The following is a 26116-nucleotide window of genomic DNA, read 5'->3' as shown; positions in this document are numbered from 1 at the left end:
TTGAAATGTATGACACCTATGGAATATCACTCGGCAGCGGCGGCGTAAAAAATCCACCCTGCTGCGCAGCAGGGTGGATTTGAACAAACTCTAAATATTCTTTTGTTTTTTCAGCTGTCTACTTGACAGGGGGCACTCCATAAGCAGCCCGGCTTTTGCGTGTTATAAATTCATAGTGGGTTTAGTCCTCAACAACAAGTGTGTAATTCTTTCCGTCGGGGACCTCAAATACAAATTTGCCGTTTTCGTCAAATTCGCCCTCGGTGACTTTGACCTTGGTACTCTTTCTGCCGCTGTAGATCGTAAACGTTCTGTCGGCATATTCTTCTCCAAGATCAATGACGATAACGCCACGCTTCTTGGTGGAATTTACCTTGATCTTATTCATATCAGCGTCATAGGAGTAAACATAAGATTGATTCCAAGCGGTTGCCATAAGAGCAAATGTCTCATTCTGAACAGCCTTGACATAAACCTTAGATGCAGGCATTGTAAAGCTGCCCTTGTCGGTTATTTTTGCTATCTGACGTCCGTTTGCGGCTGTTACGATGATGTCATAGCCAAAGCCCGCGATAACATTAACTGTCTGTCCCGCAGCAGCATAAGACTTGTCTGCAACAACATTTCCGCTTGTGATAACGGGATAGTAAACAGTCTTTTCAGGTTCGGGAGCAGGCTCTTCCTCTTCAATGTCCTTGTATGCTATTGCATAGCTTGAGAACTTGTCAGTAACAAAGCTGCCCTTGTTTGTCGCATTATCAAATTCGCAGTCAAGAACGGTCGCTACACCGCTGTGTACACGAATGATAGAATATTCTCTTGTCACATTCTTTTCAGTGTTGATAAGCTTTTCGGGCATTTCAAAGGATATCTTCAGATCACCGTTTGTATTGGTAACTGCTCTGGGCTCATTGTCTCCCACCTTAACAAACAGGGAAACATCGATGTACATTCCTATCTGCATCTCTCCCGCAAGCACTGCTTCCGCAAGAGACTTATCCTCTACGGGAACCTTTCCCGAGTAGTCTATGACTACCATATATACTTCAAGATCTGCGCCGTTTTCGATAGCTTCAAGCTCCTCGGGTGTGAGAGGAATTTTGCTGATTATCTCCTCATCGGTAAGATCAAGTTCGGCGTGACAAGCATTGTTCTCGGGGTCTGTAGAATTTTGTGTATTACCCGTTGATTCGTCTCCGCCATAGGTCACAACGCCCTCCTGCACATATCCGCAGACTGTGCAGCTTCTTTCCTTCTTGCCGTTTGCATCGGCGGTGGCAGGAACTGTTATTTTCCAGCTGCCGTAGGTGTGTTCTGCCTTGTCAACCACTGCACCGCAGTAATTACAGATATGCCAATGATCTGTTTCGTCCTTTTCCCATTCAGTCGGAACATCGGTATGCTCACAGTCGCTGACAATTACCTCTGCAGTAGCTGTTTCCGCATAGTAATTTTCATTCTCTGCGGTTGCGGCTGTTACGGTGATAACTGTGCCGATAGGAGTGCCCTCGGGAATAACGAATGAGCCTGTGAATGCTGTAGCTGTTCCGCTTTCGCCCACCTTATATGTAAGTGTAGGTGTGGGAACATCTGTAAGTGTGCTGTTGTCGGGGTTTTCTGCCTGTGCAGTTACCGTAATGGTCTTTCCTGCAATATCCGATGTGGGGCTTGCGGTTACGGTAATGGTGGGAGTTGCTCTCTTTATGGTGAATGTCCATGTGCTGTCTGTCAGCTCGTTTGCCGCAGCGCATTCAGCCCCTGCTGCAACGTCTATCTTTACGGTATATGTTCCGGCATTGACAGGAGCAGAATCAAGCTTCGTACCGTTATCATCATAATACTTTACGGTAATGTCGCCTGCGCCGGAAACCGCTGTCGTAAACGCAGCTTCCTTTGCGCTGCCGTTATAAACAAGGTCAGAGGGTGCGGCAAAGCTGAAATTGCTTGCCGTGAGTGTTCTCTTTTCCGTTGCGTCAAAGGTATGTTTTACGGTAAACGTGCCGTCAACGTTAGCTGTTATGTTGCTGCTGTCAACGGCTTCTCCGTTAATTGTAACCACCGGTGTGCTTCCTGACGTGATTTTCACGTTTGCGGTATAGGCTGTGCAGTAGCTGGCTTTTCCGTCTGCGGAAGAGGGTTCCCAAGTAATATCACAGTTTTCTTCACCGGTATTGCAGATTACGGTTGCTTGCGTCGCTAAAGCCTCGCCTGCTGTCGGCTCTGCAATGGTAATATCAAATACACTTGCACGGTTAACTCCGCAAAGCCCGCAAGTATTCGTTCCGTCCCACTTATGCGTGTGTTTGCCTACCTTTGCCCACTGACTCGGGAGAACCGAAGCAACAGTATATCCGCAAATCGTTTCGGGGATATCAACCGTTGTCTGACCTGTACCTAATTCTATTCCAGTTATATTAGCCTTGTCATCGGAAACGGCGTATCTAACCTCTGATGTGAACATTTTTGCGGGGTCTATCTGGTTAGTGAAGGCAGCACTTTCGAGCACAAATACGCTTGCAAGCTTTTCACAGCCGAAAATAAGGCTATAACCGAATGATGTAACGCTCGGCGGAAAAGCTATGCTTTCAAGGTTCGGGCACATCAGGAAAGCCATAGAATAAACAGAAGTAACGCTGCTGGGAACAGAGTAAGACGTATCACTCTTGCCACCGGGATATACGATAAGTGTTGTTTTGTTTTTGTCAAACAGAACGCCGTCTTCGGACGAATAATTGCTGTTGTCTGCGTGAACAGATATTTCGGTAAGGCTTGTGCATCCCATGAAAGCTTGGTCGCCGATTGCGGTGACGGAACTGGGTATATTTATGGTTTTAAGGCTTGTGCATAACATGAAAGCTTGATCGCCGAGTGCGGTGACGGAACTGGGTATATTTATGGTTTTAAGGCTTGTGCATCCCGTGAAAGCGGCAGAATAAATCTTTTCAACGCCCTCATTTAAGGTAATGTTTTCCAGATTCACGCAGCCTGCAAATGAAGACATGTAGATTTGTTGGACAGTATCCGGAACAGTATAGGATTTTTCGCTCTTTTCTGCGGGATATACAAACAGGATGGTTTTGTTCTTGTCAAACAGCACGCCGTTTTCGGACGAATATACGCTGTTGTTTTCGTGAACCGAAATTGCTGTAAGGCTTTCACATGAATTAAACGCTTCAGTACCGATACTATTAACGCTTGCCGGTATAGAAACACTTGTGAGTTTTTTACATGAATCAAACGCACCTGCACCAATATATGTCACGCCGTCCGGGATAGTTATGCTTACGAGGTTATTATTTTCATAAAAAGCATTGCTTTCTATTGTGGTCACGCCGTCCGGAATAGCGTAGGAAGTACCGTCCTTGTTAGCGGGATAAAATAACAGTTCGGTTTTGTTCTTGTTGAACAGCACGCCGTCATCCGAGATGTATTTTGTATTTCCTTCTGCAACATTTATGCTTGAAAGACCCGAACAAAGCATAAATGCAGAGTTCGCGATAGAAGTAACGTTCTTCGGAATAGTTATTTCGGAAAGGCTTGTGCAGTTGGTAAAAGTGTATGTATCTATTTTCGTAACGCTATCCGGGATATTTATGCTTTCAAGACTTGTGCAGCTATGAAAAGCATATCCTCCTATGGAAGTAACGCTTCCCGGGATAGTTATGCTCCTAAGGTTTGAGCAACCCTTAAAAGCTTCTACTCCAATGGAATAAACGCCGCCCGGAATAGCTACGCTTGTAAGGCTTGTGCAATCCTTAAAAGCTTCTGCTCCAATGGAAGTAACAGTATTCCCGCCAATGGTAGCCGGTATCTCAACTTCTCCTCCGTAACCATTATACTTTGTAATGGTTACGGTGCTCTCGTTAACAGTATAATCAAAATTACCGTCTGTCATTGTTTCAGCACTCGCCACAACAGACATGCCGAAGTTTATTCCCAACAATTCTGTTCCTGTCGGGAACGCAAGGGTCGCCGCCATAGCCGCAGCCGCCGCAAATGCGGTTATCCGCCTGGCTATACGTTTTAGCTTTTCTTTCTTCAAAATTATCCTTCCTTTCAGTATTACATACAAAATTTCTTTTCTGCCTGTGTCCGATAGTTCTGATTTGTATTGCCTGCTTAATAAATGTCATATAAGCCATAAAATACCTATACATAATTTATTTTACAACATTATTTTGTATTTGTCAATAGACTTAGAACGAATAAAAAAACGTGGAACGAACAGGATTTTTACCCGTTTTTTCCTGTTCAATTCATCATTTTTCGCAAATACATAAGTACCGCCCTGTCCCCTGCGGAGTTTTCCGGGGACATTTTTGTGTCGCAGATGTCAAAAAGCATACAGCCGCAATGCACCGCACGTTCATAGCTTCTGAGCCATTTTGTGTCCATATTCTCGAAAATGCTGCCGAAGCTGCTGCCTATGAGCTTGTCAAGAGGGCAGTTCTCCAGCCTTGCAAGGGCTTCATTTCCGTAGCAGAATATCCGGTCAACCGCCTGACTTTCCTCATTGAACATTTCTCTTCGATATAAATGTTATGGTCTTTTCTTCCATAATTGCACCTCGTTTCGGATTTGTTGGGGTTACTTATATTATTATAGTATAGTGGGGGGGATAGTCAAGAGAAAGAATGATATTATCTCCATTCCGCCTTATATGACGATTTGCCTGTAATCAGACCACAACGCAAACAAATGACCACATATCATTTCCCCATGATATGTGGTCAAATCATTATCTGATGATGATATACAAGCCGGTCAGAATTTTTTCTGTTTTGTCCCGTCCATATGAACCGTAGATTTACTAATACCATATGCCTTTGCGGCAGCACGTACAGTAGCTTTATTTTCGATTATGTACTCCCCTAATATTACCGCCCTTTCTTTTTTGTCATCGAATGTCAGCTCGTTCATAGCTCTCCCCCGTTAACACTTAGAATTATGATATTTTATGCGGGGGATGTATGGAAAATTCCTTTATTGCTGAAATGTGAAGAAGATAAATCTCACGATGTCCACAATAAACTTCGGAAATAATAAACATCATAAATATGCACTTTATGCCAATTTATGTCATTTAAGATATGTATCATCTTCCGTTTCGGGTCAGATAAAAAACAGCACCGCAGAAAAATCAGGATCTGCGGTGCTGCATATTATCAAGCGATAAAGTACTTAATCGCTGACTATAAGAGTGTAGTTGCTGCCAAAGCCTGCATTCTCGAATTTAAACTGACCGTTCTCATCGAGTACGCCTTCTGCGACCTCTGTTTTTGTGGATTTTCTGCCCTTATAGATGGTGATCGTTCTGCCTGCATACTCCTCGCCGAGGTCGATGATAATATAATCGCTACTCTTTCTTGTGCCCGATGTTTTGATGGGGTTCATATCGGAATCATAAGAGAAAACATAGGAATTTACAACGCTTGACGTGAACATAGCATACGATATTTCGTCCATACTCGATACTATTCTTACATCAGCGGCGGGCATTGTAAAGGAGCCAGAACCGCTGATCTTGCCGGATGCTTTGCCATTAACATAAACGACTGCCTCATAGAAATCATCCACACGATAGTTAACAATATCGCCTGCCTTATGCTTTGCGCTGTCTACCGAAACATGACGGTCTGTAAAGATTGAAAAATATACGATTGGCTTGGGTGCCTCGGGATTTATTATTTTTCCACAGGTGATAGTTACATTGGAAGCAGGCATTGTGAATGACCCTGTTCCCGTAATGGAAGCAATAACATTTCCGTCAGCGTCCGTAACGGTAGCCGTGTAGCCGTTTTCAACGATAATTGTAACAGTATCGCCTTCATTTGCGGAATTTTCTACGGTAACGTGGCTGTCTGCCGATGTTATTGAGTATTCAGCGTATGGCTTTACACCGAGAGCATAGGTGGAGAATTTATCGCTGGTGAAGCTCATAGTATTGGTGGCTGCATCATACCGGCACTGAACAGGATAACCTACTCCGTTATGGCTGCAAAATACAGAATATACATACTCATCTTCGGGGTACTGATCTATAATATACTGAGGAACCACAAAGCTGATGGTAATGGGAGCATTAGGATCGGTCACCTGCTTGTCGGGATTTCCATTGCTGTATTTCTTGAACAGCTTTACATCAAGATAGCAGCCGACAGAAAAATCTCCGAGGGCATTGTCAATAGCAGTCTTATCAGCTTCGGGAACATATTCGGGGTCGATAGTAACCGTTGCCATCAGAATTGAAATATCCACACCCTGAGCAATAAGCTCAAGATCTTCCGCATCAAGGATCGCACCCATAAGCTCTTCTATTGGCATATCAATAACAGCGCCGCCTACATTACCATCGGAAGGTTCAATTTTTACCTCGCCCTTTTCAACGGTCACAGTAAACGCTGCTGTCTTTCCGCCGTAGGTTACGGTAAGGGTCTGTGTTCCTTCCTTGGTGCTGTCAAAGCCGCTGACCATTGCGGCTGTCATATCAACAGTTTCGGTCTCGCCGTCTTCATAGTAAACCTTTATCTTGCCGCCTGTTACATCAAGCTTATCGCCGATTAAGTAGGTTGTCTTTGTGGGAAGAGCGGAAATTTCAATTGATGTTACCTGTGCTTTGGCTGTCTTTTCAAAGGTGTAGGATACGGTCAGAGTGCCGTCAGAGTTCAGTGTTGTGTCCGCAGCTTCGCCGTTTATTTCTGCGGGAGTTGTGCTTATGAATTCTAAGCCTTCATCTGCTTTGAGCGTTACTTCAAGGGTATATTGTGTTTCTCCCTTGAACTTTTCACCGGAAGTCAGAGGAGTGCCGTCAAGAGACCAGCTTACAGCGGTCACGGTGTAACCGTCATTTTCGGGAACCTCGGCTGTTGCTGCGGGGGTCTCTAAGATAACGGGAGCTGCTGCTGTTATCGAAGCGGTAAGCTCGGTCTCCGGGAAATAAACGAACAGACCATAGTCGGGCGATGCTTTGTACACATCAATGTCTATCCTGTCAGAAACATTTTCGACTTGGGTCTTAGCAGAACTCGGATAGCCGCTATATGTATATGCACCCCAGATCTGCCAGTTCTCGGTGTCATATTTTTTGCCGGCAGTCGGGTTTTTCTCGGCAGTAAACCACTTGGCAATATCTGCGGCATTTACAGGGTATTTATCTACATTGAATTCTTTAAATTCATTAGGCTTTTTACCGGTTTCGGGCTGCTCGTTAATTACGGATAATTTGGACATATTGGTGAGCGTTACAGAATAATCATCATAAGATTTCAGCACATCATCGACATAGCCCATAACGTCATCGGTATATTCAAAATTTCGATTCAAACTTACACGCCAAATAATATTACCGGCTTCCGAGTTATTTTTAAGATATGTTAATGCATCGCTTGAAAAATCGGGGTCTGACAGGTCTGTCGAACTGAAGCTGCCTATGAAGTTGCTATCTCCGGCTATAAACGACCGCTCTCTTACGGAATATTCAACATATCTGACGAGCTTTGCCTTAGTCTCGTCAAATTCATCCTTATCGGCAGCAACAGCTTCAATAGCGCTCCACAGCCCGTCTTTGGTCGTTATATCACCGGATACATCATCACCGTATACCAGCTTATATTTGCCTGTGAGACCCAAATCGCCGGTGCTGTCGTTGGTTACAGATATTGTATCGGCGGTCGGTTTGCCCCAGCCGTCATATACGGGAAGCTCAAAAGTCTTATACTCAGAATCAAGCTGAATAATAGTTGATCCATAGCTATATGCATCATATTTATAGCTGCAGTCCGTATATACTGTTGACACGACATCAGCCGTTATATTGGGATAAGTACTTAAAGAATAATCGCCGATCTTTTTGACATTGCTCGAATATACAGTATTGCCTGATACGGTATGATACCATGCAGTCCAGCTTTTCAGTTCCTTCAAAGGGTCGTCATATCCACATTCACCGGCAATATCACTGACACTGATGGGGAAAGTATCTTTTTGTACCTTATCATTCACATACAGAGTAGTATTACTTGACGAAGGATCCTTATCTGTAACTAATAAGTCATGCTTGTTCTGTATTTGTACTTTATAGTTTTCCGCTGACTCCTTTATTTCATTCAGTGTGGTGGATAAATCTTTACCGGAAACAGCAGTAAGCTTTGAATTATAATTATTATCATATGAATAAACAGCCCACAAGTTGTTTTCATTAAGGTGAGAAGTGATATCCTCGTTTGTGGTAGTGCCGGCGATTATTTTATCTAAATCAGATGTTACTTCAACACCTATACCGTCTCTACTATACCATAATTCTGAAATTGTTGCCGAAGCCGTGATGGGCATTGCCGTCATTGCCATAGAGCCTGCCAGCACCATAGCAAGCAGCCCCTTTAGTCGTTTCTTAAGCAAAATAAATCATCCTTTCTTTATTGCATAGTGATCCTATTATTATTGGTATTATACACCAAAAGCCAAATTATGTCAAGATAATTTCGGAAGTATTTCAACAACTCACCCAAAAAGGTGAAACAAAAGGCAAACCTGCTATTGACATAAAATTCGATTATGTGGTAGAATAAAAGAAGAAATTTTTGTGAGGTATAATATGAAAATTATTACTGCAATACTCCGCCGTGCCGCTGTTTTTGCGGCGGTACTGCTTGCGCTCTGGGCGGCGCTGACCGCTGCGGCGTCGATACCCAATGAGCTTATCTATGACAATATGCTTGCGAGCGCATTGTACTATAAGGATAAGGAGGCTTTCCCGTATGACTCGCAAATGCGGCTGGTACAGGATAACTATGCGGACGCAATACTGCTCAACGTGACCTGGAATATGGGCGGCGGCGACCCGTTCAGCTCTGCGCTGGATACCGCATACTACGACGGCAACGACGGCGAGGAAGACCTCGGTGAGAACTGGGGACTTTACTGCGCCGTTGAGGGTACTGCCGAGCCAAACACAGACTACACCCGCTACTGGCACGGAATGGCTGCGGTCATACGTCCGCTGATGCTCTTTACCGATGTCAGGGGAATAAAGCTTATCGGAACAGCGGCGGCTTTCGTTCTGCTGGCGGCAAACGCTGCGCTGCTGCTGAAAAAACGGCAGTATTTTGCTGCAGGTGGGCTTGCGGCAGCGTTTTTATGCGTTCATATGTGGAATATCGGTCTGTCGATGGAATATCAGCCCGCCGTACTGGTAACGCTCCTGCTGCTCCCGCTGTATATCCTGCTTGAACAGAATGACGAGGCACTTTCCATACTTGCTGTAATATCCGGGGTGATGATAGCTTTCTTCGATTTTCTGACTGCCGAAACGCTGACGATACTTATCCCGCTGCTTATCGTGTTCATAATGAGAAAGCAGGACAACAGGCTTCCAGAGCTTCGGAGCAATATACTGCTGATACTCAAATGCGGCTCGGCGTGGGGGCTGTCTTACGCAGGGACATTTCTCGTGAAATGGTGCGCTGCGAGCGTTGTCACAGGCGAAAACAAATTTATAGCAGCGCTTACTTCCGCCGAGATACGAATTGCAGGCGAAGCGGAACAGCTATCCCCCGTCGAGCAGTTCTTCCTTGCCCCGGCGGCAAATATTTCAACTTTTTTCGGCGGCATAGGTCGTGTGGACTGGAATGCTTTTGCGGCGGGGCTTATGATATCCACAGTAGTGTTCGGTGCGGTATTCTACCTGTTCCGCAGCCGTGAGTGGTTTGACCGCAGCTTTAACCTTACTATGCTGATACTCGGCGTGCTGCCGCTTGTGAGATTTTTCCTGCTGAATAATCACTCTTATCTTCACGAGTTCTTCACATACCGTGCGCTTGCCTCGACTGTTCTGGCATTTCTGGCTGTTTTGTGGTACTCTATGGAATTTCGTCCGAAAAAGAAAAAATCCCCCGCCAAAGGAGAAAAAAAGTATGGACGAAATTGAGCTGACTATCCTTATGCCCTGCCTCAACGAGCAGCAGACCGTTGCACAATGTGTGCGGCAGGCGCACCGGTTCCTTACAAAAAGCGGCATCTGCGGAGAGGTACTGGTCTCCGACAATGCCAGCACGGATAATTCGGCAGTACTGGCACAGGAGGCAGGTGCACGTGTGGTAAACGTGACCGAACGTGGCTACGGCAATGCCCTTATCGGCGGAATAAAAGCTGCCCGTGGAAAATACATCATTATGGGTGACTGTGATATGAGTTACGATTTTCTGCATCTGGACGGATTTATGGAGAAGCTGAGGGAGGGATACCCTTTGGTAATGGGCTGCCGTATGGACAATATTGCTCCCGGTGCAATGCCGTTTTTGCACAGATATATCGGAGTGCCTGTGCTTTCGTATCTTGGCAGACTGCGGTTTCACACCTCGGTGCGGGACTTTCACTGCGGGCTGCGGGGCTTCGATCGGCAAAAAGCGCTTGCCTTGGGACTTTCCTGCAGCGGTATGGAGTTCGCCACCGAAATTATCGGAAAGTTCGCTCTTTCAGGTGCGGCTATCGCAGAGATCCCGGTCACGCTGGACCCTGACGGACGCAGCGGCAGGTCACATCTGCGGACGATACGTGACGGTCTGCGGCATATTAGATACATATTCTTCGGCTGCCGGAAATAGTTCGGCAGTTCCGCTTATCCATTATCTCTCTATTGTTTATATCAATAATCATTTGAAAACACGATATGATCTGATCGCCGTAAAAATGTGCCTGTTATGTTTCATACATTTGATTTTTGCCTTCCTATCAGTATTTAGATCATATGACTCATCACGAGGCGTTTCCCTTACTGCCATATACAACCTGCTTCGCTCGGGAAAGCTGCCCTACCTGTTTGCTTCCGAACATCGCAGTTTATTTGTACATTACATCAATATAATTTCCTATGATCTCAACGCACTTATCAAATCCGTGCTCGCTTGTATTTATGCACAGATCATAATTTCTCACGTCAGACCATTCATGACCCGTGTGAGCCTTGTAATATTCGCTGCGCTCACGGTTTATCTTCTTTACCTGCTTTTCAGCTTCTTTACGGTCAAATCCGCATACGTCCATTGTGTTTTTTATGCAATTTTCCCTGTCCGCCCAGATAAAGAGCTTCAGCGTATTTTTTCTGTCAGCAAGGATAAAGTCTGCACACCGTCCTATGATTATGCAAGGTGATCTTTTTTCGGCAAGCTCCTTGATGATCTTAGCCTGATAGCTGAAAAGATTTTCTTCAGAAGTAAAATCTGCACTGTCGGGCTTTGAAATGCCGCCGTCATAGACCCTTGTCTTTTTGAAAAGACCTCCATTGGATCTTTCATCGGCAAGTCCGAAAAGTCCCTCGTTTATTCCGCTGTCCTCCGAAGCAAGCTTAATAAGATCCTTATCATAATAGGGTATTCCCAGCTTTTTACTGAGCAATTCACCTATCCGGTGACCGCCGCTTCCGAATTCTCTGGCAATTGTAATAACAAGTCTGTCCATAATAACTCTCCCCGAAAAAAATTTTGACATTTTTGCCGTCATTCTCCCAAATATGCTTTCTTTACTGAATCATTGTTCATAAGTTCATGTGCATCACCGGAAAGAACGATTTTTCCCGTTTCAAGAACGTAGGCACGGTTTGCAACAGAAAGTGCCTTCTTGGCATTCTGTTCAACCAGAAGCACCGTGGTCCCGCTTTCGTTCACCGACTGGATAATATCAAAGATCTCCGAAACGTACAAAGGAGAAAGACCCATTGAGGGTTCATCCATAAGTATGATAGAGGGGTGTGACATAAGGGCACGTCCCATAGCAAGCATCTGCTGTTCACCGCCTGAAAGAGTTCCGGCTATCTGTGTCCGGCGTTCCTCAAGACGTGGGAAACGCTTAAAAACTCCTTCAAGAGAGCCTTCTATCTCTGCCTTGTCTTTTCTTGTAAATGCGCCGAGCATAAGATTTTCGTAAACTGTAAGCTGCTGGAAAATACGGCGTCCCTCGGGAACGTGAGCCATTCCCATTGATACTATTTTATGGGCAGGAGTTTTGGTCAGCTCCGTTCCGTTAAAGGTAATGCTGCCCGATCTTGCGGGAACAAGACCTGTAATAGTATGGAGAATAGTGGTTTTTCCTGCACCGTTAGCGCCGATAAGAGCGATTATCTCACCCTGTTCAACGTCAAAGGATATGCCCTTGACTGCGTTTATTGCGCCGTAATAGACCTGCAGATTTTCAATATGAAGCATCGACATAGCGTTTCCTCCTTATTCTCCCAGATATGCGGTAATTACCTTCGGGTCGTTAAGGACCTCCGCAGTTACGCCCTGCGCCAGCTCCTGACCGAAATTAAGCACCGTGACCTTTTCGCATATGCCGGATACCAGCTTCATATCGTGCTCGATAAGAAGAATGGTCATATCGAAATTATCTCTTACAAAACGTATGGTTTCCATAAGCTCTGCTGTCTCGTTTGGGTTCATTCCCGCTGCAGGCTCGTCAAGGAGCAGCAGCTTGGGATTTGTGGCGAGCGCACGGGCGATCTCCAGCTTTCTCTGCTTTCCGTAAGGAAGGTTTGAAGCCAGCTGTTCCTTTTCGCCGTCAAGCTCGAAAACCTTGAGCAGCTCTGAAGCCCTTTCGTCCATTTCCTTTTCTTCCTTAAAATATCTGGGCAGACGAAGAACTCCCTCAAGAGCGGAGTATTTTTTCTGATTGTGCAGACCCACTTTTACGTTGTCAAGAACGGTCATATCCTTGAACAGACGGATATTCTGGAAGGTCCTTGCAATGCCGTACCTGTTTATCTGTGCAGGCGGCTTGCCTGTAATATTCTGTCCGTCAAGAGTGATTGAACCGGAAGTAGGCTTGTACACGCCTGTAAGCATATTGAAAACGGTAGTCTTGCCTGCACCGTTAGGACCGATAAGTCCGTAAAGCTGACCTTTATAAATGGTAAGGTTAAGGCTGTCAACCGCTTTAAGTCCACCGAACTGAATACAAAGATTTTTCACTTCAAGCATCGGGGAGGCTTCTTTGTTTGTGTTCAGAGTATTTGCTTCACTCATTTGGATTCACCTCCGACAGCTTTTTTCTTCGGTTTAAGCTTCTGAAACAGGGGAAGTGCTGCTATTCTCTCTCTGAGAGCAATAAAGTAAGGTGCATTGTTAAAGAGCATCATTACAATGAGGACGATTGCGTAAATCAGCATACGGTAGTCACCCAGCTCACGGAAGACCTCGGGAAGAGCATACAGAATAACTGTTGCGATAATAGAGCCTCTCATACTTCCCAGACCGCCAAGGACTACAAATACAAGGATAAGAATGGAGAAATTGTAGTCAAACTTTTTGGGTGCAAGAACCGCCAGCGAGTGTGAGTAAAGAACTCCGGCAACTCCGGCGATAGCAGCCGAAACAACAAATGCAATAAGTCTGTATTTTGTAACGTTTATGCCTACGGACTGCGCTGCAATGTAGTTATCTCTGATAGCCATACAAGCACGTCCCGTTTTGGAATCCACAAGGTTCATTATAACGATAAGGCATATCATAAGCACTACAACTACAAGCAGAAGCGTGGTGTCCTGAGGTGCCTTTATGCCCTGGGCGCCTTTGAAAACGTCAACAGCCGATGCGGCGTCCGTTCCGGAAACGGGAGAGGCGAATGAAAAATGAATGCCGTTGATATCCTTTGCTATGTAGATATTGTTTGCAATGCTCTTGATTATCTCACCAAAGCCAAGGGTCACAATAGCAAGGTAGTCGCCCCTCAGACGGAGTACGGGGATACCTATAAGGAAACCGAATACCGCTGCTGCGATACCGCCTATAATGATCGCAAGGATAATTCTTATAAGGGGAACGGTTATGGTATCCTGTGTAAGAATGGAAAATACACCGCCAACATATGCGCCAACGCACATAAAACCTGCGTGTCCCAGGGAAAGCTCGCCCAGAATACCTACTGTAAGGTTAAGTGATATAGAAAGTATGATATAAATTCCTATTGGGATAAGCAGACCGCTTAACTTGCTTCCGAGAATTCCTGCGGAGGAAAGAAAGCCGCAAACAATAAAGAATACAAGAACGATGCCGCAGGTTATAATGTTATTTTTAGTGCTTTTTTTCATACCCTGCGCCTCCTTATACCTTTTCATTTATCTTCTTGCCCATAATTCCGGTAGGCTTAACGATAAGCACTACGATAAGCACAAGGAACACGATAGCGTCGGAAAGCTGGGAAGAAATGTATGCCTTTGACAGGTTTTCGATCACTCCAAGAAGAATTCCGCCTATCATAGCACCGGGAATGCTTCCGATACCGCCGAAAACGGCTGCAACGAACGCCTTGATGCCGGGCATTGAGCCTGTGTAGGGGCTTATCTGCGGATAAGACGAACAGAGAAGCGCACTTGCTACTCCTGCAAGAGCGGAACCAATGGCAAATGTAAGTGATATCGTGGAGTTAACGTTTATTCCCATAAGCTGTGCAGCACCTTTGTCCTCCGATACCGCAAGCATAGCCTTTCCTGCCTTTGTCTTGTTGATGAAGAGCGTAAGGCATATCATAATAATTACGGAAATAACAATGGAAATAATGGTCTCCATTGAAATTGTAACGCCGCCGACAGTAACGGGGGCAATATCTTTTACTATAGATGTAAAGCTTTGGGAAGCGGAGCCGAAAATAAGGAGTGCAACATTCTGAAGCAGGTAGCTTACACCGATAGCGGTTATAAGCACTGCAAGAGGAGGAGCGTTTCTCAATGGCTTATAGGCTACCTTTTCCACAACAACGCCGAGGACGGTGCATACAGCGATACCGATCACTACCGACATCCATACGGGACACCACGCAGTAGACATTGCGGTAAAAATTGTAAAGCCTCCTACCATAATAATATCTCCGTGGGCGAAATTCAGCATTTTGGCGATGCCGTAAACCATAGTATAGCCCAGAGCGATCAGAGCGTAAATGCTGCCGAGACTTATGCCGTTTACAAGGTATGAAATGAAACTCATCATAAGAGCCTTGACCCCTTTCATCTTTTTTCTGCTGCAAATTAAAGCATATCCGCAAGCAAAGGTGTTTTAATTTACAGCAGCTGTAATTGCAAATAAGACCCGCACATCACAGCACATTTTGGGTACTGTGGAATATATACGGGTCTTCAGATGCAAAATTTAATTATGCTTTAATTAAAGAGCAGCGTAAGTACCGGACTTTGTGCCGTCTTCGTTTTCTGTGATAACTATCTGCATAGCCTTAGGATCCTTGGTAGGTTCGCCGTCAGCTGTCCAGGTGATGTTACCGGTAACGCCTTCAAGAGTGATCTCTGTCATAGCGGTCTTGAGAGCGTCGCAGAGGTCGGAAGCGGAGATAGAAGCGTCTGTGATGCCTGCCTTTTCCATAGCGGCCTTAATTGCGTAAACAGCATCGTAACCGTCAGCAGCGAACTGAATGGGAACTTCACCGTTGTAAGCAGCCTTATAAGCTGTTGTGAAAGCAACTGTCTTGTCGTCGGTAGCGTCTGCTGCGAAAGGAGTAAGGAGCATTACGCCTTCTGCAAGACCAACATCATCGCCAAGCTGGTCGATAAGTCCGTCAAGACCGTCGCAGCCGAAGTACTTAACATTCAGACCTGCCTTGTCAGCCTGCTGGAGAATAAGAGCTGCTTCCTGATAGTAAATAGGAAGGAAAAGAAGCTCTGCGCCGGATTCCTGGACCTTCTGGATCTGTACGGAGAAGTCAGTCTTGGAATCGGATGTGAATGCTTCTGCAGCAACTACTTCAAGATTCTGAGCAGCAGCCTCAGCAGCAAACTTTTCATAGATACCTGTAGAATAAACATCGGAACTGTCGTAAATTACAGCGACCTTGGAAGCAACACCGTTCTGTGCGATGTACTGTGCGGAAGCTGTTCCCTGGTTAGGATCGTTAAAGCAAACACGGAAAGCGTTGTCATTTGCAACACAGTCAACTGCAGAGCCGGAGGGTGTGAGCTGGAAAATATTATCCTTAGCGGATTCTGCCGCAACTGCGATACAGGGGTTGGAAGTAACTGTACCGATAAGGAGCTTCATATCCTTATCCTTCAGTGTGTTGTAAGCATTTACAGCTTTTTCCTCGTTGTGCTCGTCATCCTGGAAATTGAGCTCAAGCTTGATGCCGTTTACGCCGCCTGCTGCGTTGATCTCATCAACTGCCAGCTGAATGCCGTTCTTAACAGCATTGCCGTAAACTGCTGCGCCGCCGGTAACAGGGCCGATACCGCCGATAACAAGAGTGCCTGTGAAATCACCGTCAGCTGCGGAAGCTCCTGCGCTGTCTGTGCTTTCACTTGAGGAATTGCTGTTGCAGCCTGCGAAGAAAGGTACTGTCATACAAGCCGCAAGGCTCAGTGCAAGAATTTTCTTAAAAACTTTCATTAGTAAACTCCCTTTTCTCCGTCTGAATATATATATTGAATACACGATCCGCCCGACGGATAGCAAGCCGTGCCGCACGCCCGTTTGACCTCTGAGAGAAAGCCAAACGGACGCACTTTTCAGTACAATAATATAATACCTGCCAAACGTCAAAAAGTCAAGATAAAAACAAAATGATATTTTCCGCATTACAGGTTAGATTATTAGTCATTTTACACATAATTTTAACATAAAATTATCTTTAATAATATTCACGATTACAGCGGTAATATTTTATGCTGTATTGCATAATATGAATAAATTTTAAACTACTCCTGCAAATCATCTGCTAATTTATTGTTATACGATAATTATTATTAGCTTTTCTGGGTATCACTTTTAGTCAGCAAGCTTTTTAATTCACTTGCTGACTAAAAGTGATACCCAGATTATTTTTTTCACCCAGTGGGTGAAGAAAATAGGTTTGCAAAAATTGCTTTCTAAAGCTTTACATTGGTATTTAATAGGATTTCGATTATTTTGAGATTTGCGTAATCAGGTAAAGGTAAATTGCCCAAAGCCAGACTGTCAGTTTTTAATGTGACCTGTCCATTACAGTTCCGCTTGTTACAGAGCTTTGATGTTTGCAGTTTTTGCACCGGTACTTTCCTCTTGATTTCAGATAGTAATACTCCGTGCATTCGCATTTGCTGCACTTGAAACCTTTCGGATAACGCATTTTAAACAATTCTTCTCGGCACTTATCCTCGGTATCGTATGTTTTCTGAAATTCTATTATGCTCATCTGTGACTTGTGGTGCTTCTTGGAATGCATAATTTTCCTCTTTTACGTTTTTTTCCACTTCTATCAGCATTTCTGAAGCACAGTACCAATCTGTATTTTTGCACAATAAAAGGCTTATCAAAATATTATTATAATAAAATCTGACGAAAATAACTTATGACCTTGACATATCAGCCCAACTATGATATACTCAGATTTGCAAAATATTCGCAAATTCAAAAAGGAAATGAATATGGGGAAATATCAGACCGATAAAAGAAAAATGCTGACAGCATTTCTTGAGAGAAATCCCGACAGGCATTTTTCGGCAAAGCAGATCGCAGAAAGTGTTGACGGTATAAGCCTTAGTGCTGTTTATCGTAATCTTGCGGTGCTTGAAGCAGAGGGGAAGATCGTCAGGCTGACTGCCGACGGAAGCCGTGAGATATTTTATCAGTATGTTGATACAGACTGCTGCCGAGGCGTTGTTCATCTTGTATGCACCGGCTGTGGGAAAATATTTCATATGAACAGTAAAACAGCTGACAATATCAAATCTGCTGTTTTACAAAGCGAAAATTTTATTGTTGATACCTCTGAGACTATTTTCTACGGAAAATGCAGAGAATGTGCAGATACAGAATAAAACGGAAGGAGTGAGAAAACTATGAGGATAAAAAAGACTGCAGCGGGTATTTTACTGTCGCTCTCAATAGTATTTGCTATAGTTTTCTCTTTTTCCTTCATTGCTATAAGTGCTGATCACGATTGTATCGGCGAGAATTGTCCTATATGTGAAGCTGTAGCCCGGTGTGAAGAAGCAGTTCAGATACTCGGTACAGCTGCGGCTGCTGTATGTGCATTTTTCACATCGGTGCATATTATCGGCATATCTGTATGCGGACCGACACAGGTGAACTATACCCGTGATCCAATAGAACTTAAAGTCAAGCTTTCAAATTGAATAAACTTAAATGTGGGATATAGGTGTATTACTATGCCTATACCTTAATACCGACAAGGGTAATTCTGTCCTGTTTTCAGGATAAAAATGCTGCCCTTGTATTTTTGCACCCTTTTTTAAGTTATTTATTCAATTTTGGAGGCTTATTTTTATGAAAAAGATCTTATCAGCAATTATGGCTGCTGCACTTATCTGCACAATGACTGCCTGCGGAAGCGGCGAAACAAAGAACAATGACAGCATTACAGGCGAAAAGGAAAATGATAAGCTGAGCATTGTATGTACCATTTTCCCTGAATATGACTGGGTAAGGGAGCTTACCGCCGGAAATGACAATGCAGAGATAACAATGCTTCTTGACAATGGCGTTGATCTTCACAGCTTTCAGCCAACCGCAGATGACATAATAAAGATCTCCACCTGCGATATTTTCATCTACGTCGGCGGCGAGTCAGATGAATGGGCGGAAGATGCTCTTGCTGAAGCTATAAACAAGGATATGACAGTAATTGATCTCCTTGAGGTGCTTGGTGACAGCGTTAAGGAAGAAGAAGTCAAGGAAGGTATGGAAAAGGAAGAAGAGGACGAGCACGATCACGAAGAAGAAGGAACTGAATACGATGAACATATCTGGCTTTCCCTCAGAAACGCCGACACTATATGCAAATGCATCTCCGAAAAGCTTGGCGAAAAGGATATTGAAAACAAATCCTTATATGACAGCAATTATGCCGCATATTCCGAAAAGCTGAATGATTTGGATAAGCTGTATTCCGATGCCGTATCGGCAGGAACTAAGAAAACTCTTCTTTTCGGTGACAGATTCCCGTTCAGATATATGACCGATGATTACGGTCTTGATTATTATGCTGCATTTGCAGGCTGTTCCGCAGAAACAGAAGCAAGCTTTGAAACTATAGCATTCCTTTCAGGTAAGACCGATGAACTTGGGCTTGACTGCATTATGACTATTGAGGGCAAAGATCACAGAATTGCCGAGACCATTGCACAGAACACTTCAAGCGGCAGCAAGAAAATACTCACTCTTGATTCTATGCAGGGAACTACCTCGGAAGATGTAAGTAACGGCACCACTTACCTTTCTGTAATGGAAAGCAATCTTGACGTTCTGAAAGAAGCTCTTGATTGATTTGACAAGCAGAAAAAGCATTAGTATCATCGGCAGCAGATAATATCGCTGCCACAAAGAAACGGAGATAATTTCCGTTTCTTTGCAGGATACAGACTACTTGGAAGGAATGGTAATATTGTGAGCATCATACTGGAATGCCGTAACCTGTCGCTCGGCTACGAAGGGAAAACTGTTGCCGAAAATATAAATTTTACTGTAAACAGCGGTGACTATCTCTGCATTGTCGGTGAGAACGGTTCGGGAAAAAGCACACTTATGAAAACTATCCTTGATCTTCATTCGCCGCAGAGCGGAGAGATCATTATGGGTGAGGGATTAAGAGCCTCTGATATCGGTTATCTGCCTCAGCAGACAGCTGCGCAGAAAGATTTTCCTGCTTCTGTTCGAGAAGTCGTGCTGTCGGGATGTGCTGCCCGATGCGGACTGCGTCCTTTTTACAGCAAAGCCGAAAAAAAGCTTGCAGAAGATAATATGCGCAAAATGAACATTTCTGAGCTTGCAAAACATTGCTATCGTGAGCTTTCGGGCGGTCAGCAGCAGAGAGTTCTTCTTGCAAGAGCCTTGTGTGCATCTGAGAAGCTGCTTCTTCTCGATGAGCCTGTTTCGGGACTTGATCCGGCTGTAACGGAGGAAATGTATCGCATCATACAGGAGCTGAACGACAGCGGTATGACCATAATTATGATATCCCACGATATTTGTGCGGCTCTGAAATATGCCGGTCACATTCTGAAAATGGGTGATAAGCCTTTTTACGGCACAAAGAAAGAATATATCGGAATGATCGGACAAACGGAAAATTGATAAATCATCTGATTGAAAATTCCATAAACTCTCAGGAAAGGATAGTCGAAAAATGAGTGTATTTGAAAAGCTGGAAATGTACTTTGAGTTTCCATTTGTGCGATATGCGCTTATTGCAGGTGTGCTGATAGCATTGTGTTCATCGTTTCTTGGTGTGACACTTGTGCTCCGAAGATATTCCTACATAGGCGACGGACTTTCACACGTTGCCTTTGGTGCTATGGCGATAGCTTCTGTGCTGGGACTAAGCGATTATATGGTGCTGGTTCTTCCCGTGACCGTTATCTGTGCTGTATTGCTTCTGAAAAAAGGACAGGATACGAAAATAAACGGCGATGCGGCAATTGCGATGATTTCGGTGGGCTCCTTAGCTGTGGGATATATGCTGATGAATCTGTTTTCTGCTTCATCTAACCTTTCGGGAGATGTGTGCAGCACGCTTTTCGGTTCAACTTCAATACTGACGCTTACACAGAATGAAGTGCTTTTGTGTGCCGGGCTTTCACTTGCTGTGACAGTTATATTCATACTGCTTTACAATAAGATTTTTTCCGTTACTTTTGACGAAAATTTCTCCAAAGCTGTGGGACTGAACACAGCATTCTATAATTTTCTGACTGCTGTCATTATTGCTGTTATAATAGTTCTTGCTATGAATCTTGTGGGTTCGCTGCTCATTTCGGCACTTGTGATTTTTCCCGCACTTTCTGCAATGAGAGTTTTCCGAAGTTTCAGGGCTGTCATTATATGCTCGGCAATTTTATCCGTGATATGTGCCGCAGCCGGAATAATTACAGCGATACTTGCGGGGACTCCCGTAGGTGCGACGATCGTTACAGTCGATCTTGCAGTATTTGTTATATTTAGTTTAGTGGGCATTGTTCCTGCAAGAATGAAGGGCTGATTATGAAAAGAACAACAATTATTATTTTTATCACTTCAATGATATGTTTTACAGCTTGCGGAGCAAACTCTTTTAGCGACAGTAAAGCAGAAACAGAAAATCTTGAATCAGTTCGTGAGATGATAGAACAGAAGGAAGCTGAACAGGCAGCTCAGCGCAAAACTGCAGAAACAGCGGTTGTTACAGATGTTACGACAGAAACGGAAACAGAGATCAGCACATCTGCTTTTCAGACTGCTTTCACCATAGATGATGCATTGACTTTTGAAACCACTTATGCCGAATACTCTGCCCCGCTAATAGCAGATGAGCTGACTGCCGATATTGATCTGACAAAACTCAGCAGCACAATGGTCTACTCTGAAGTTTATAACATAATGAGCGATCCGGAAAGCTACTGCGGCAAAACAATAAGGGTTGACGGAACGTTTGCTGCATTTTATGATTCTGAGATGGATCAGAGTTATTATGCTGTGCTTATTGCAGACGCCACAGCCTGCTGTCAGCAGGCAATAGAATTCGTCCTGAGCGGAGATCATAAATGGCCTGATGATTATCCGGAGCTTGATGAACCTATTGAGATCTATGGTGTGTTCGGCAGGTATTCTTTTGGTGATAATACTTATTACTGCATTTATACTGATGAGATATCAAGGTCGTAAAATAGTGATCAAAAATCAACTTGGTATTGTTAATGTATGGATACAATATTCCAAATTTTTTACTATGAGCCGGCAAACAAATTAAGAAGTTTGTCGGCTCAAAGCGATACCGGAAAAAAACAACATTATAGAATATTCCGTAGTTACATCGTTTATTTATTCTTAGCAGCTTGCCCCGCCGACAACGTTCAGACCAAGTATCTCCGTCTTGCTCTTCATAAGCTCGTCGCTCAGCAGCTGAGCTTCAACATTTTCAAAGCCGATACGCTCGATAGCGTCAGCGAAACGTTCGCCCGACATTCCCTGGTCACGGAACAGAAGAATAGCCTTCTCCACCGTGTCCAAAACCTCTGCCTTATCGGTAAATATCTTGTTCAGCATTTTTCCGGGAGCCACCTGCTTGCCCCAGCGTCCGCCAACATACACCTTCCAGCCATAAGTTCCCTCATCGTTACAATGGAACGGACACTTTCCGATACAGCGGCCGCAGTTATTGCACATCTGCGGATCAATTACCAGCCGTCCGTCAGCCATTTTAGCCGCATTGATAGGACAGGCAATTTCAACCTGGCACTTTTTACAGCCCCTGCATTGTTCGCTGCTATATCCGGGAACACGGCAGCCAACTATACCAAGATCGTTAAGATCGGGCTTTACGCAGTTATTGGGGCAGCCCCCTACTGCTATCTTGAACTTGTGAGGCAGAGAGACCTCCGAATAGCCCTTGAAGAATCGGTCGTGTATCTCGCTGCTCAGAGCATAGGTATCATAAAGTCCGTACTGACAGGTCGTACCCTTGCAGGATACCACAGGTCTGACCTTGCTGCCCGTACCGCCTGTTTCCAGCCCTGCTTTGCCCACATATGCACGGAAAGCGTCAATATCATTGTAGTCGATACCCGAGACTTCCAGAGTCAGACGGGTGGTGAACATCATATATCCGTCGCCGTACAGCTTTGAAGCGTCAACAATAGCCTGACACTCATCATTTGTAATTCGTCCGTTTCTGGTAATGATACGGCCATTGAATTTGTTCGTTCCCTTATGATTAAGGAAGCCCATTGCTTTGACACGCTTTATATCTTCGGGACGCAGAGTGCAGCCTTCGCCTGAAGATACGGCAGCTCGTCCCTCAATATTTCCGATAAACTCCTCAAGCGCCTCGGCAGACAGCTTCACAGCTGCCAGACAGCGGTCTGTATCTGTCTTATACCGTGCCGAAATGTCGTCGCAGTCGGTAGAACCGCAGGCAAGCTTCTGCTCAAATTCCTTAACAAATTTGGCGCACAGCTCCTTCAGGTCATCACGGCCTCTGTATTTCCTGCTTATTGCGCCCACAGCGCCTGCAAGACAGCCGCAGGTGCTTCCGCAGCCCATACCGGTGCGGAAACCTGCAAAAAGGTCTGCCTCTGCATCGGTCAGTCCAAGGCCGTATACATCATTGGCAGCCAGCAGAATTGCTTCGGCACAGCCCTTGTTCTGTGAGCCGTAATAGTAGCTTGCTTTTTCTTTCATATCCATATCAATATCTCCTTTGAAAATTTATCCGAAAAACCTGAACATATTATATACGCTGATACCCATAATAAGTATCATAGCTCCTTCCAGGCATAAAGTCGCCTGCCGTTCGTCCAGACGACGGTGGATACGCCGTCCGACTTCGCTGGCAGCCACAGCCACGATCATCATACCAAGCAGAATGATGTGATCAAGCTGCGGCGCACCCGCAGTAAAAACAGTTTGGAGCGTACTTGAAAGCTGACTGAACAGTACAATGAGCAGACTGTTCTGTGTTGCTTTTTTTGTAGGCATTGAGAAAAAATAGCACAGTACCGCCACGTTGAAAGGGCCGCCGCCGATACCCAGGAAAGCACCCAGCAGCCCGAGCAGAAGTCCGATGAAAAGTGCAGCTGCACGGGACTGCACCTGTTTAGGGGTAAATCTGTCTTTTTTTATGGTATAGAGCAAAGTTGCAAGGGTGGCAATAAACAGAAGGCAAGCCTGTACTCCGCCTGCCTTGTCCGGATAAGCAAACTGAGCTGCAGCAAGATTGAACAGCTGCTTGCCCGCAATTCCGCCCAAAGCTGCACCTATTGCCAGAAACGGCGTACTGTGGAGATCAAGGGCAGATTCTTTTTTAATTGCCGTCTTGCCAACGCTCCAGCAAGACATAGCGATAACAGTACAGCCTGACAGAAAAGTGACCGCCGATACCGACATCACACCGGTCGCATCCAGGACAGGCTTTATGATTATACCTCCGCCCATACCGCATATAGTGCCGATAACGCACGCTGCGAATGTGACCAGGAAACATATCAGATACAACATTCCCCAACCTCTCCTTTTTACAACGGCTTTTATTTTTGACGATCTCTGCTGTTTCTGTTGCAGTTATAATTGCCGCATAAATGCCTACATTCACAATGAGAGCAGTTAACCTTAGTGCTATAATTCAGATCTCCGTCAATATATGCCATAACAGCTTCATCGGCAGGACCCGAAACGCCGCCAAGCAGCCGTATTCCTGCTTCTGCAAGCGCCGTCTGTGCAGCTCCGCCAATACCTCCGCAGATAAGAGCGTCGACTGTTGCCTGCATCAAAAATCCCACTAATGCACCGTGTCCCTGTCCCTTTGTGTCCCCCGTCTGAACATTCACGATCCTGTCGTCTTTTACATCATACAGCTTAAATTGCTCCGAATGTCCGAAGTGAGGGCAGATAATACCGTTTTCGCAGGGTACTGCAATTCTGATATGATCGGCTTCTTTGAATTTAATTTGAGTGAACTTGTCAAAATCTGCTGTTTTTAGACAATTCCGATGACAGCACTCGGCAGCGGTCCCATTGCACAGTCTGTAGCTGCCGCCGACAATTCGGAGAGTTTTTCCGTTTGTGAGACAATCTGCAATTTTGTATCTGGCTGTTTCATACATTTCTGTTACTGTTGTGCGTGAAACATCCATCTGTGCGGCACATTGTTCGTGAGTATACTTTTCAAGATCTATAAGTCTTATCGCCTCATACTCGTCTATGGTCATAAGCACAATTTCGTTGTTTGAGATCCCCGATGGTACAAAGCAGTCATACTCGGGTTCCATACAAATTCTTCTGCATCTTCTCGGTCTTGCCAATCTGACACCCCCAATAAGTTTCCGTCATATGTCATAAAACATTATACACCAGCTGAAAATAAAATGCAATACGGTTTCCAAAATGTCACAAATTGTTTACCTATATTTTTCGAATATCAAAAAAACTGCCGAGAATACTGAAACTAAATAAAAAAGTTGACTTTGTATATTCAAAAATTAAAAAGAGCCTCCGATTTAACGGAAGCTCCCGAAATATTATCTTATCTATTCTGACATTATGTAAACCTTTAATTCTGAAATGTATATGAGTTCCCTTTATTTATTTTGCTGTCATATACACCACGGTCAGCAAGCTTGTAAATTGAGTCAAAGGTCAATCCGCCTTTATAAAGAATGGCACCAAGACTGATACTTATTCCTTCTGTCATTGGTTCGATATGAATTTCTGAAATCTCCTCAAAAAATCGGTTTATTATCTCTGAAGCGGATTTTTCAGAATCTATATCTGCAAAATATGCGGCAAACTCATCTCCGCCGAGACGCATAACCACATCGTTCTTTCTTTTTATTTTCTGGAGAGCTTTTGCAATACCGATAAGCACCTTATCACCGACAATGTGACCGTATTTATCATTCACCTGCTTAAATTTGTCAACATCAAACAAGCAGAACAAGCCCTCTTTTTGTGTTTCCAGAAGTTCGGAGATCATTTTTTCACCATAGCCACAATTGTAAATGCCTGTCATCAGATCTGTCTGTGACAAGTACAGAAGATGATTTTCTTTTTTCTTTTCTTCATCTATACATTCAACAGCATAAAGAACATAACGCAGTTTTTCGTTTTCATTGTCATTCACTTTAATAAACCTGGCTCTGCACCATCCGTTTACCTTTCCGTTGAATACGGCAGAAACTACTTTTTGCCCCTTCATACGTTCTTCAAGTGTAGTAAGATCTGTAAATTCCAAAATAAGCTCCAGATGTTCTTCAGATGTTACATTAGACATTACATTGCGGAGTTTTTCCTGACTGCTTTCAAACCCCTCAGACCACATCTCTATGTACTGATTTGATTTTATCGGAAACAATCTGTCCTCCTGCAGATCAAATATATGAAGAGATACAAAAATTCCCGACAATGCAGCAAGAGTAAATTCATCACGGGTCGTATCATTTATCATTGAATAAAACCTTCCTTATAGTATTACAGGAAATTACTTAGCTTATTCGGTCAAATTCCTCTCAACAAATGCTTTAAGGTAACCTCTAAAAACCCTGGTATTTAAACAAGCGGAATTATATGAGGAAAATTTTCCGTGTCAAAAGCCGAAACAGCCTCTATTTGACCACAAAATCCCCTCTATTATTGCCCTTTTTCCTCAAAAGGGCGCAGTT

At 44.3% G+C, this 26116-nt stretch carries 22 protein-coding genes and 1 pseudogene; 8 read left to right on the top strand and 15 right to left on the bottom strand.

Annotated elements, in window-relative coordinates; all coding sequences use genetic code 11:
• Positions 1-181: 181 nt before the first annotated feature.
• The 4 genes and pseudogenes from ACR0QN_RS11175 to ACR0QN_RS11160 form a co-directional block, all read right to left on the bottom strand.
• Positions 182-4042: a leucine-rich repeat domain-containing protein gene (locus ACR0QN_RS11175; RefSeq protein WP_432651299.1), complete on the bottom strand. Its 3861-nt coding sequence runs from the start codon at positions 4040-4042 to the stop codon at positions 182-184.
• A 209-nt stretch (positions 4043-4251) separates the two neighbouring features.
• Positions 4252-4521, bottom strand: a complete 270-nt coding sequence (locus ACR0QN_RS11170; protein WP_432651298.1) for a hypothetical protein — start codon at positions 4519-4521, stop codon at positions 4252-4254.
• Positions 4522-4776: 255 nt separating this feature from the next.
• Positions 4777-4920 (bottom strand): annotated as a pseudogene (locus tag ACR0QN_RS11165) (sporulation transcriptional regulator SpoIIID); the annotation flags it as partial.
• A gap of 261 nt (positions 4921-5181) precedes the next feature.
• On the bottom strand, positions 5182-8397 hold the full coding sequence (locus tag ACR0QN_RS11160) for a bacterial Ig-like domain-containing protein (protein WP_432651297.1): 3216 nt from the start codon (positions 8395-8397) through the stop codon (positions 5182-5184).
• Positions 8398-8593: 196 nt separating this feature from the next.
• On the opposite strand from ACR0QN_RS11160, the gene ACR0QN_RS11155 reads away from it, so the two are divergent.
• Both ACR0QN_RS11155 and ACR0QN_RS11150 read left to right on the top strand, forming a co-directional pair.
• Positions 8594-9925, top strand: a complete 1332-nt coding sequence (locus ACR0QN_RS11155) for a hypothetical protein (protein WP_432651296.1) — start codon at positions 8594-8596, stop codon at positions 9923-9925.
• A complete protein-coding gene (locus ACR0QN_RS11150) occupies positions 9912-10601 on the top strand; it encodes a glycosyltransferase family 2 protein (RefSeq protein ID WP_432651295.1) in 690 nt (229 codons plus the stop codon). Before ACR0QN_RS11155 ends, ACR0QN_RS11150 begins: the two co-directional genes overlap by 14 nt.
• Positions 10602-10836: 235 nt before the next feature.
• On the opposite strand, the gene ACR0QN_RS11145 is transcribed toward ACR0QN_RS11150, so the two are convergent.
• From ACR0QN_RS11145 to ACR0QN_RS11115, 7 genes are all read right to left on the bottom strand, one after another.
• Complete coding sequence (locus tag ACR0QN_RS11145) at positions 10837-11484, bottom strand: AAA family ATPase (RefSeq protein ID WP_432651294.1); 648 nt, start codon at positions 11482-11484, stop codon at positions 10837-10839.
• Positions 11485-11492: 8 nt separating this feature from the next.
• Entirely contained in the window at positions 11493-12203 is a 711-nt protein-coding gene (locus ACR0QN_RS11140) for an ABC transporter ATP-binding protein (RefSeq protein WP_432651293.1), read from the bottom strand.
• 12 nt (positions 12204-12215) lie between these two features.
• Positions 12216-13013, bottom strand: coding sequence for an ABC transporter ATP-binding protein (locus tag ACR0QN_RS11135; RefSeq protein ID WP_432651292.1), 798 nt, complete (start codon positions 13011-13013; stop codon positions 12216-12218).
• On the bottom strand, positions 13010-14077 hold the full coding sequence (locus ACR0QN_RS11130) for a branched-chain amino acid ABC transporter permease (RefSeq protein ID WP_432651291.1): 1068 nt from the start codon (positions 14075-14077) through the stop codon (positions 13010-13012). The genes ACR0QN_RS11135 and ACR0QN_RS11130 overlap by 4 nt, the downstream gene beginning before the upstream one ends.
• Positions 14078-14090: 13 nt before the next feature.
• Positions 14091-14969 carry a branched-chain amino acid ABC transporter permease gene (locus ACR0QN_RS11125; RefSeq protein WP_432651300.1) on the bottom strand — a complete coding sequence of 293 codons (879 nt, stop codon included), beginning with the start codon at positions 14967-14969 and terminating at the stop codon, positions 14091-14093.
• Positions 14970-15146: 177 nt separating this feature from the next.
• On the bottom strand, positions 15147-16376 hold the full coding sequence (locus tag ACR0QN_RS11120) for an ABC transporter substrate-binding protein (RefSeq protein ID WP_432651290.1): 1230 nt from the start codon (positions 16374-16376) through the stop codon (positions 15147-15149).
• A gap of 574 nt (positions 16377-16950) precedes the next feature.
• Positions 16951-17190: a transposase gene (locus tag ACR0QN_RS11115; protein ID WP_432651289.1), complete on the bottom strand. Its 240-nt coding sequence runs from the start codon at positions 17188-17190 to the stop codon at positions 16951-16953.
• Positions 17191-17392: 202 nt separating this feature from the next.
• On the opposite strand from ACR0QN_RS11115, the gene ACR0QN_RS11110 reads away from it, so the two are divergent.
• From ACR0QN_RS11110 to ACR0QN_RS11085, 6 genes are all read left to right on the top strand, one after another.
• The gene (locus ACR0QN_RS11110; protein WP_432651288.1) at positions 17393-17785 is read left to right on the top strand and encodes a Fur family transcriptional regulator; all 393 of its coding nucleotides are present in this window, start codon (positions 17393-17395) and stop codon (positions 17783-17785) included.
• Between the two features lie 21 nt (positions 17786-17806).
• On the top strand, positions 17807-18103 hold the full coding sequence (locus ACR0QN_RS11105) for a hypothetical protein (protein ID WP_432651287.1): 297 nt from the start codon (positions 17807-17809) through the stop codon (positions 18101-18103).
• A 151-nt stretch (positions 18104-18254) separates the two neighbouring features.
• Positions 18255-19253, top strand: a complete 999-nt coding sequence (locus ACR0QN_RS11100) for a metal ABC transporter substrate-binding protein (RefSeq protein ID WP_432651286.1) — start codon at positions 18255-18257, stop codon at positions 19251-19253.
• A gap of 120 nt (positions 19254-19373) precedes the next feature.
• Positions 19374-20060, top strand: coding sequence for a metal ABC transporter ATP-binding protein (locus ACR0QN_RS11095; RefSeq protein ID WP_432651285.1), 687 nt, complete (start codon positions 19374-19376; stop codon positions 20058-20060).
• Positions 20061-20112: 52 nt separating this feature from the next.
• Positions 20113-20964, top strand: a complete 852-nt coding sequence (locus ACR0QN_RS11090; protein WP_432651284.1) for a metal ABC transporter permease — start codon at positions 20113-20115, stop codon at positions 20962-20964.
• Positions 20965-20966: 2 nt separating this feature from the next.
• Positions 20967-21626, top strand: coding sequence for a hypothetical protein (locus ACR0QN_RS11085; protein ID WP_432651283.1), 660 nt, complete (start codon positions 20967-20969; stop codon positions 21624-21626).
• A gap of 162 nt (positions 21627-21788) precedes the next feature.
• On the opposite strand, the gene ACR0QN_RS11080 is transcribed toward ACR0QN_RS11085, so the two are convergent.
• From ACR0QN_RS11080 to ACR0QN_RS11065, 4 genes are all read right to left on the bottom strand, one after another.
• Positions 21789-23147 carry a C-GCAxxG-C-C family (seleno)protein gene (locus ACR0QN_RS11080; protein WP_432651282.1) on the bottom strand — a complete coding sequence of 453 codons (1359 nt, stop codon included), beginning with the start codon at positions 23145-23147 and terminating at the stop codon, positions 21789-21791.
• 21 nt (positions 23148-23168) lie between these two features.
• On the bottom strand, positions 23169-23957 hold the full coding sequence (locus ACR0QN_RS11075) for a sulfite exporter TauE/SafE family protein (protein ID WP_432651281.1): 789 nt from the start codon (positions 23955-23957) through the stop codon (positions 23169-23171).
• A 29-nt stretch (positions 23958-23986) separates the two neighbouring features.
• A complete protein-coding gene (locus tag ACR0QN_RS11070) occupies positions 23987-24760 on the bottom strand; it encodes a DUF134 domain-containing protein (protein WP_432651280.1) in 774 nt (257 codons plus the stop codon).
• A gap of 248 nt (positions 24761-25008) precedes the next feature.
• Positions 25009-25902: a GGDEF domain-containing protein gene (locus ACR0QN_RS11065; protein WP_432651279.1), complete on the bottom strand. Its 894-nt coding sequence runs from the start codon at positions 25900-25902 to the stop codon at positions 25009-25011.
• Between the last annotated feature and the right edge of the window lie 214 nt (positions 25903-26116).

This window comes from Huintestinicola sp. (genome assembly GCF_050874005.1).
Taxonomy (GTDB): Bacteria; Bacillota; Clostridia; order Oscillospirales; family Ruminococcaceae; genus Huintestinicola.
Note: the sequence above shows the minus strand (reverse complement) of the source record. Positions and strands in the feature narration are given on the sequence as shown.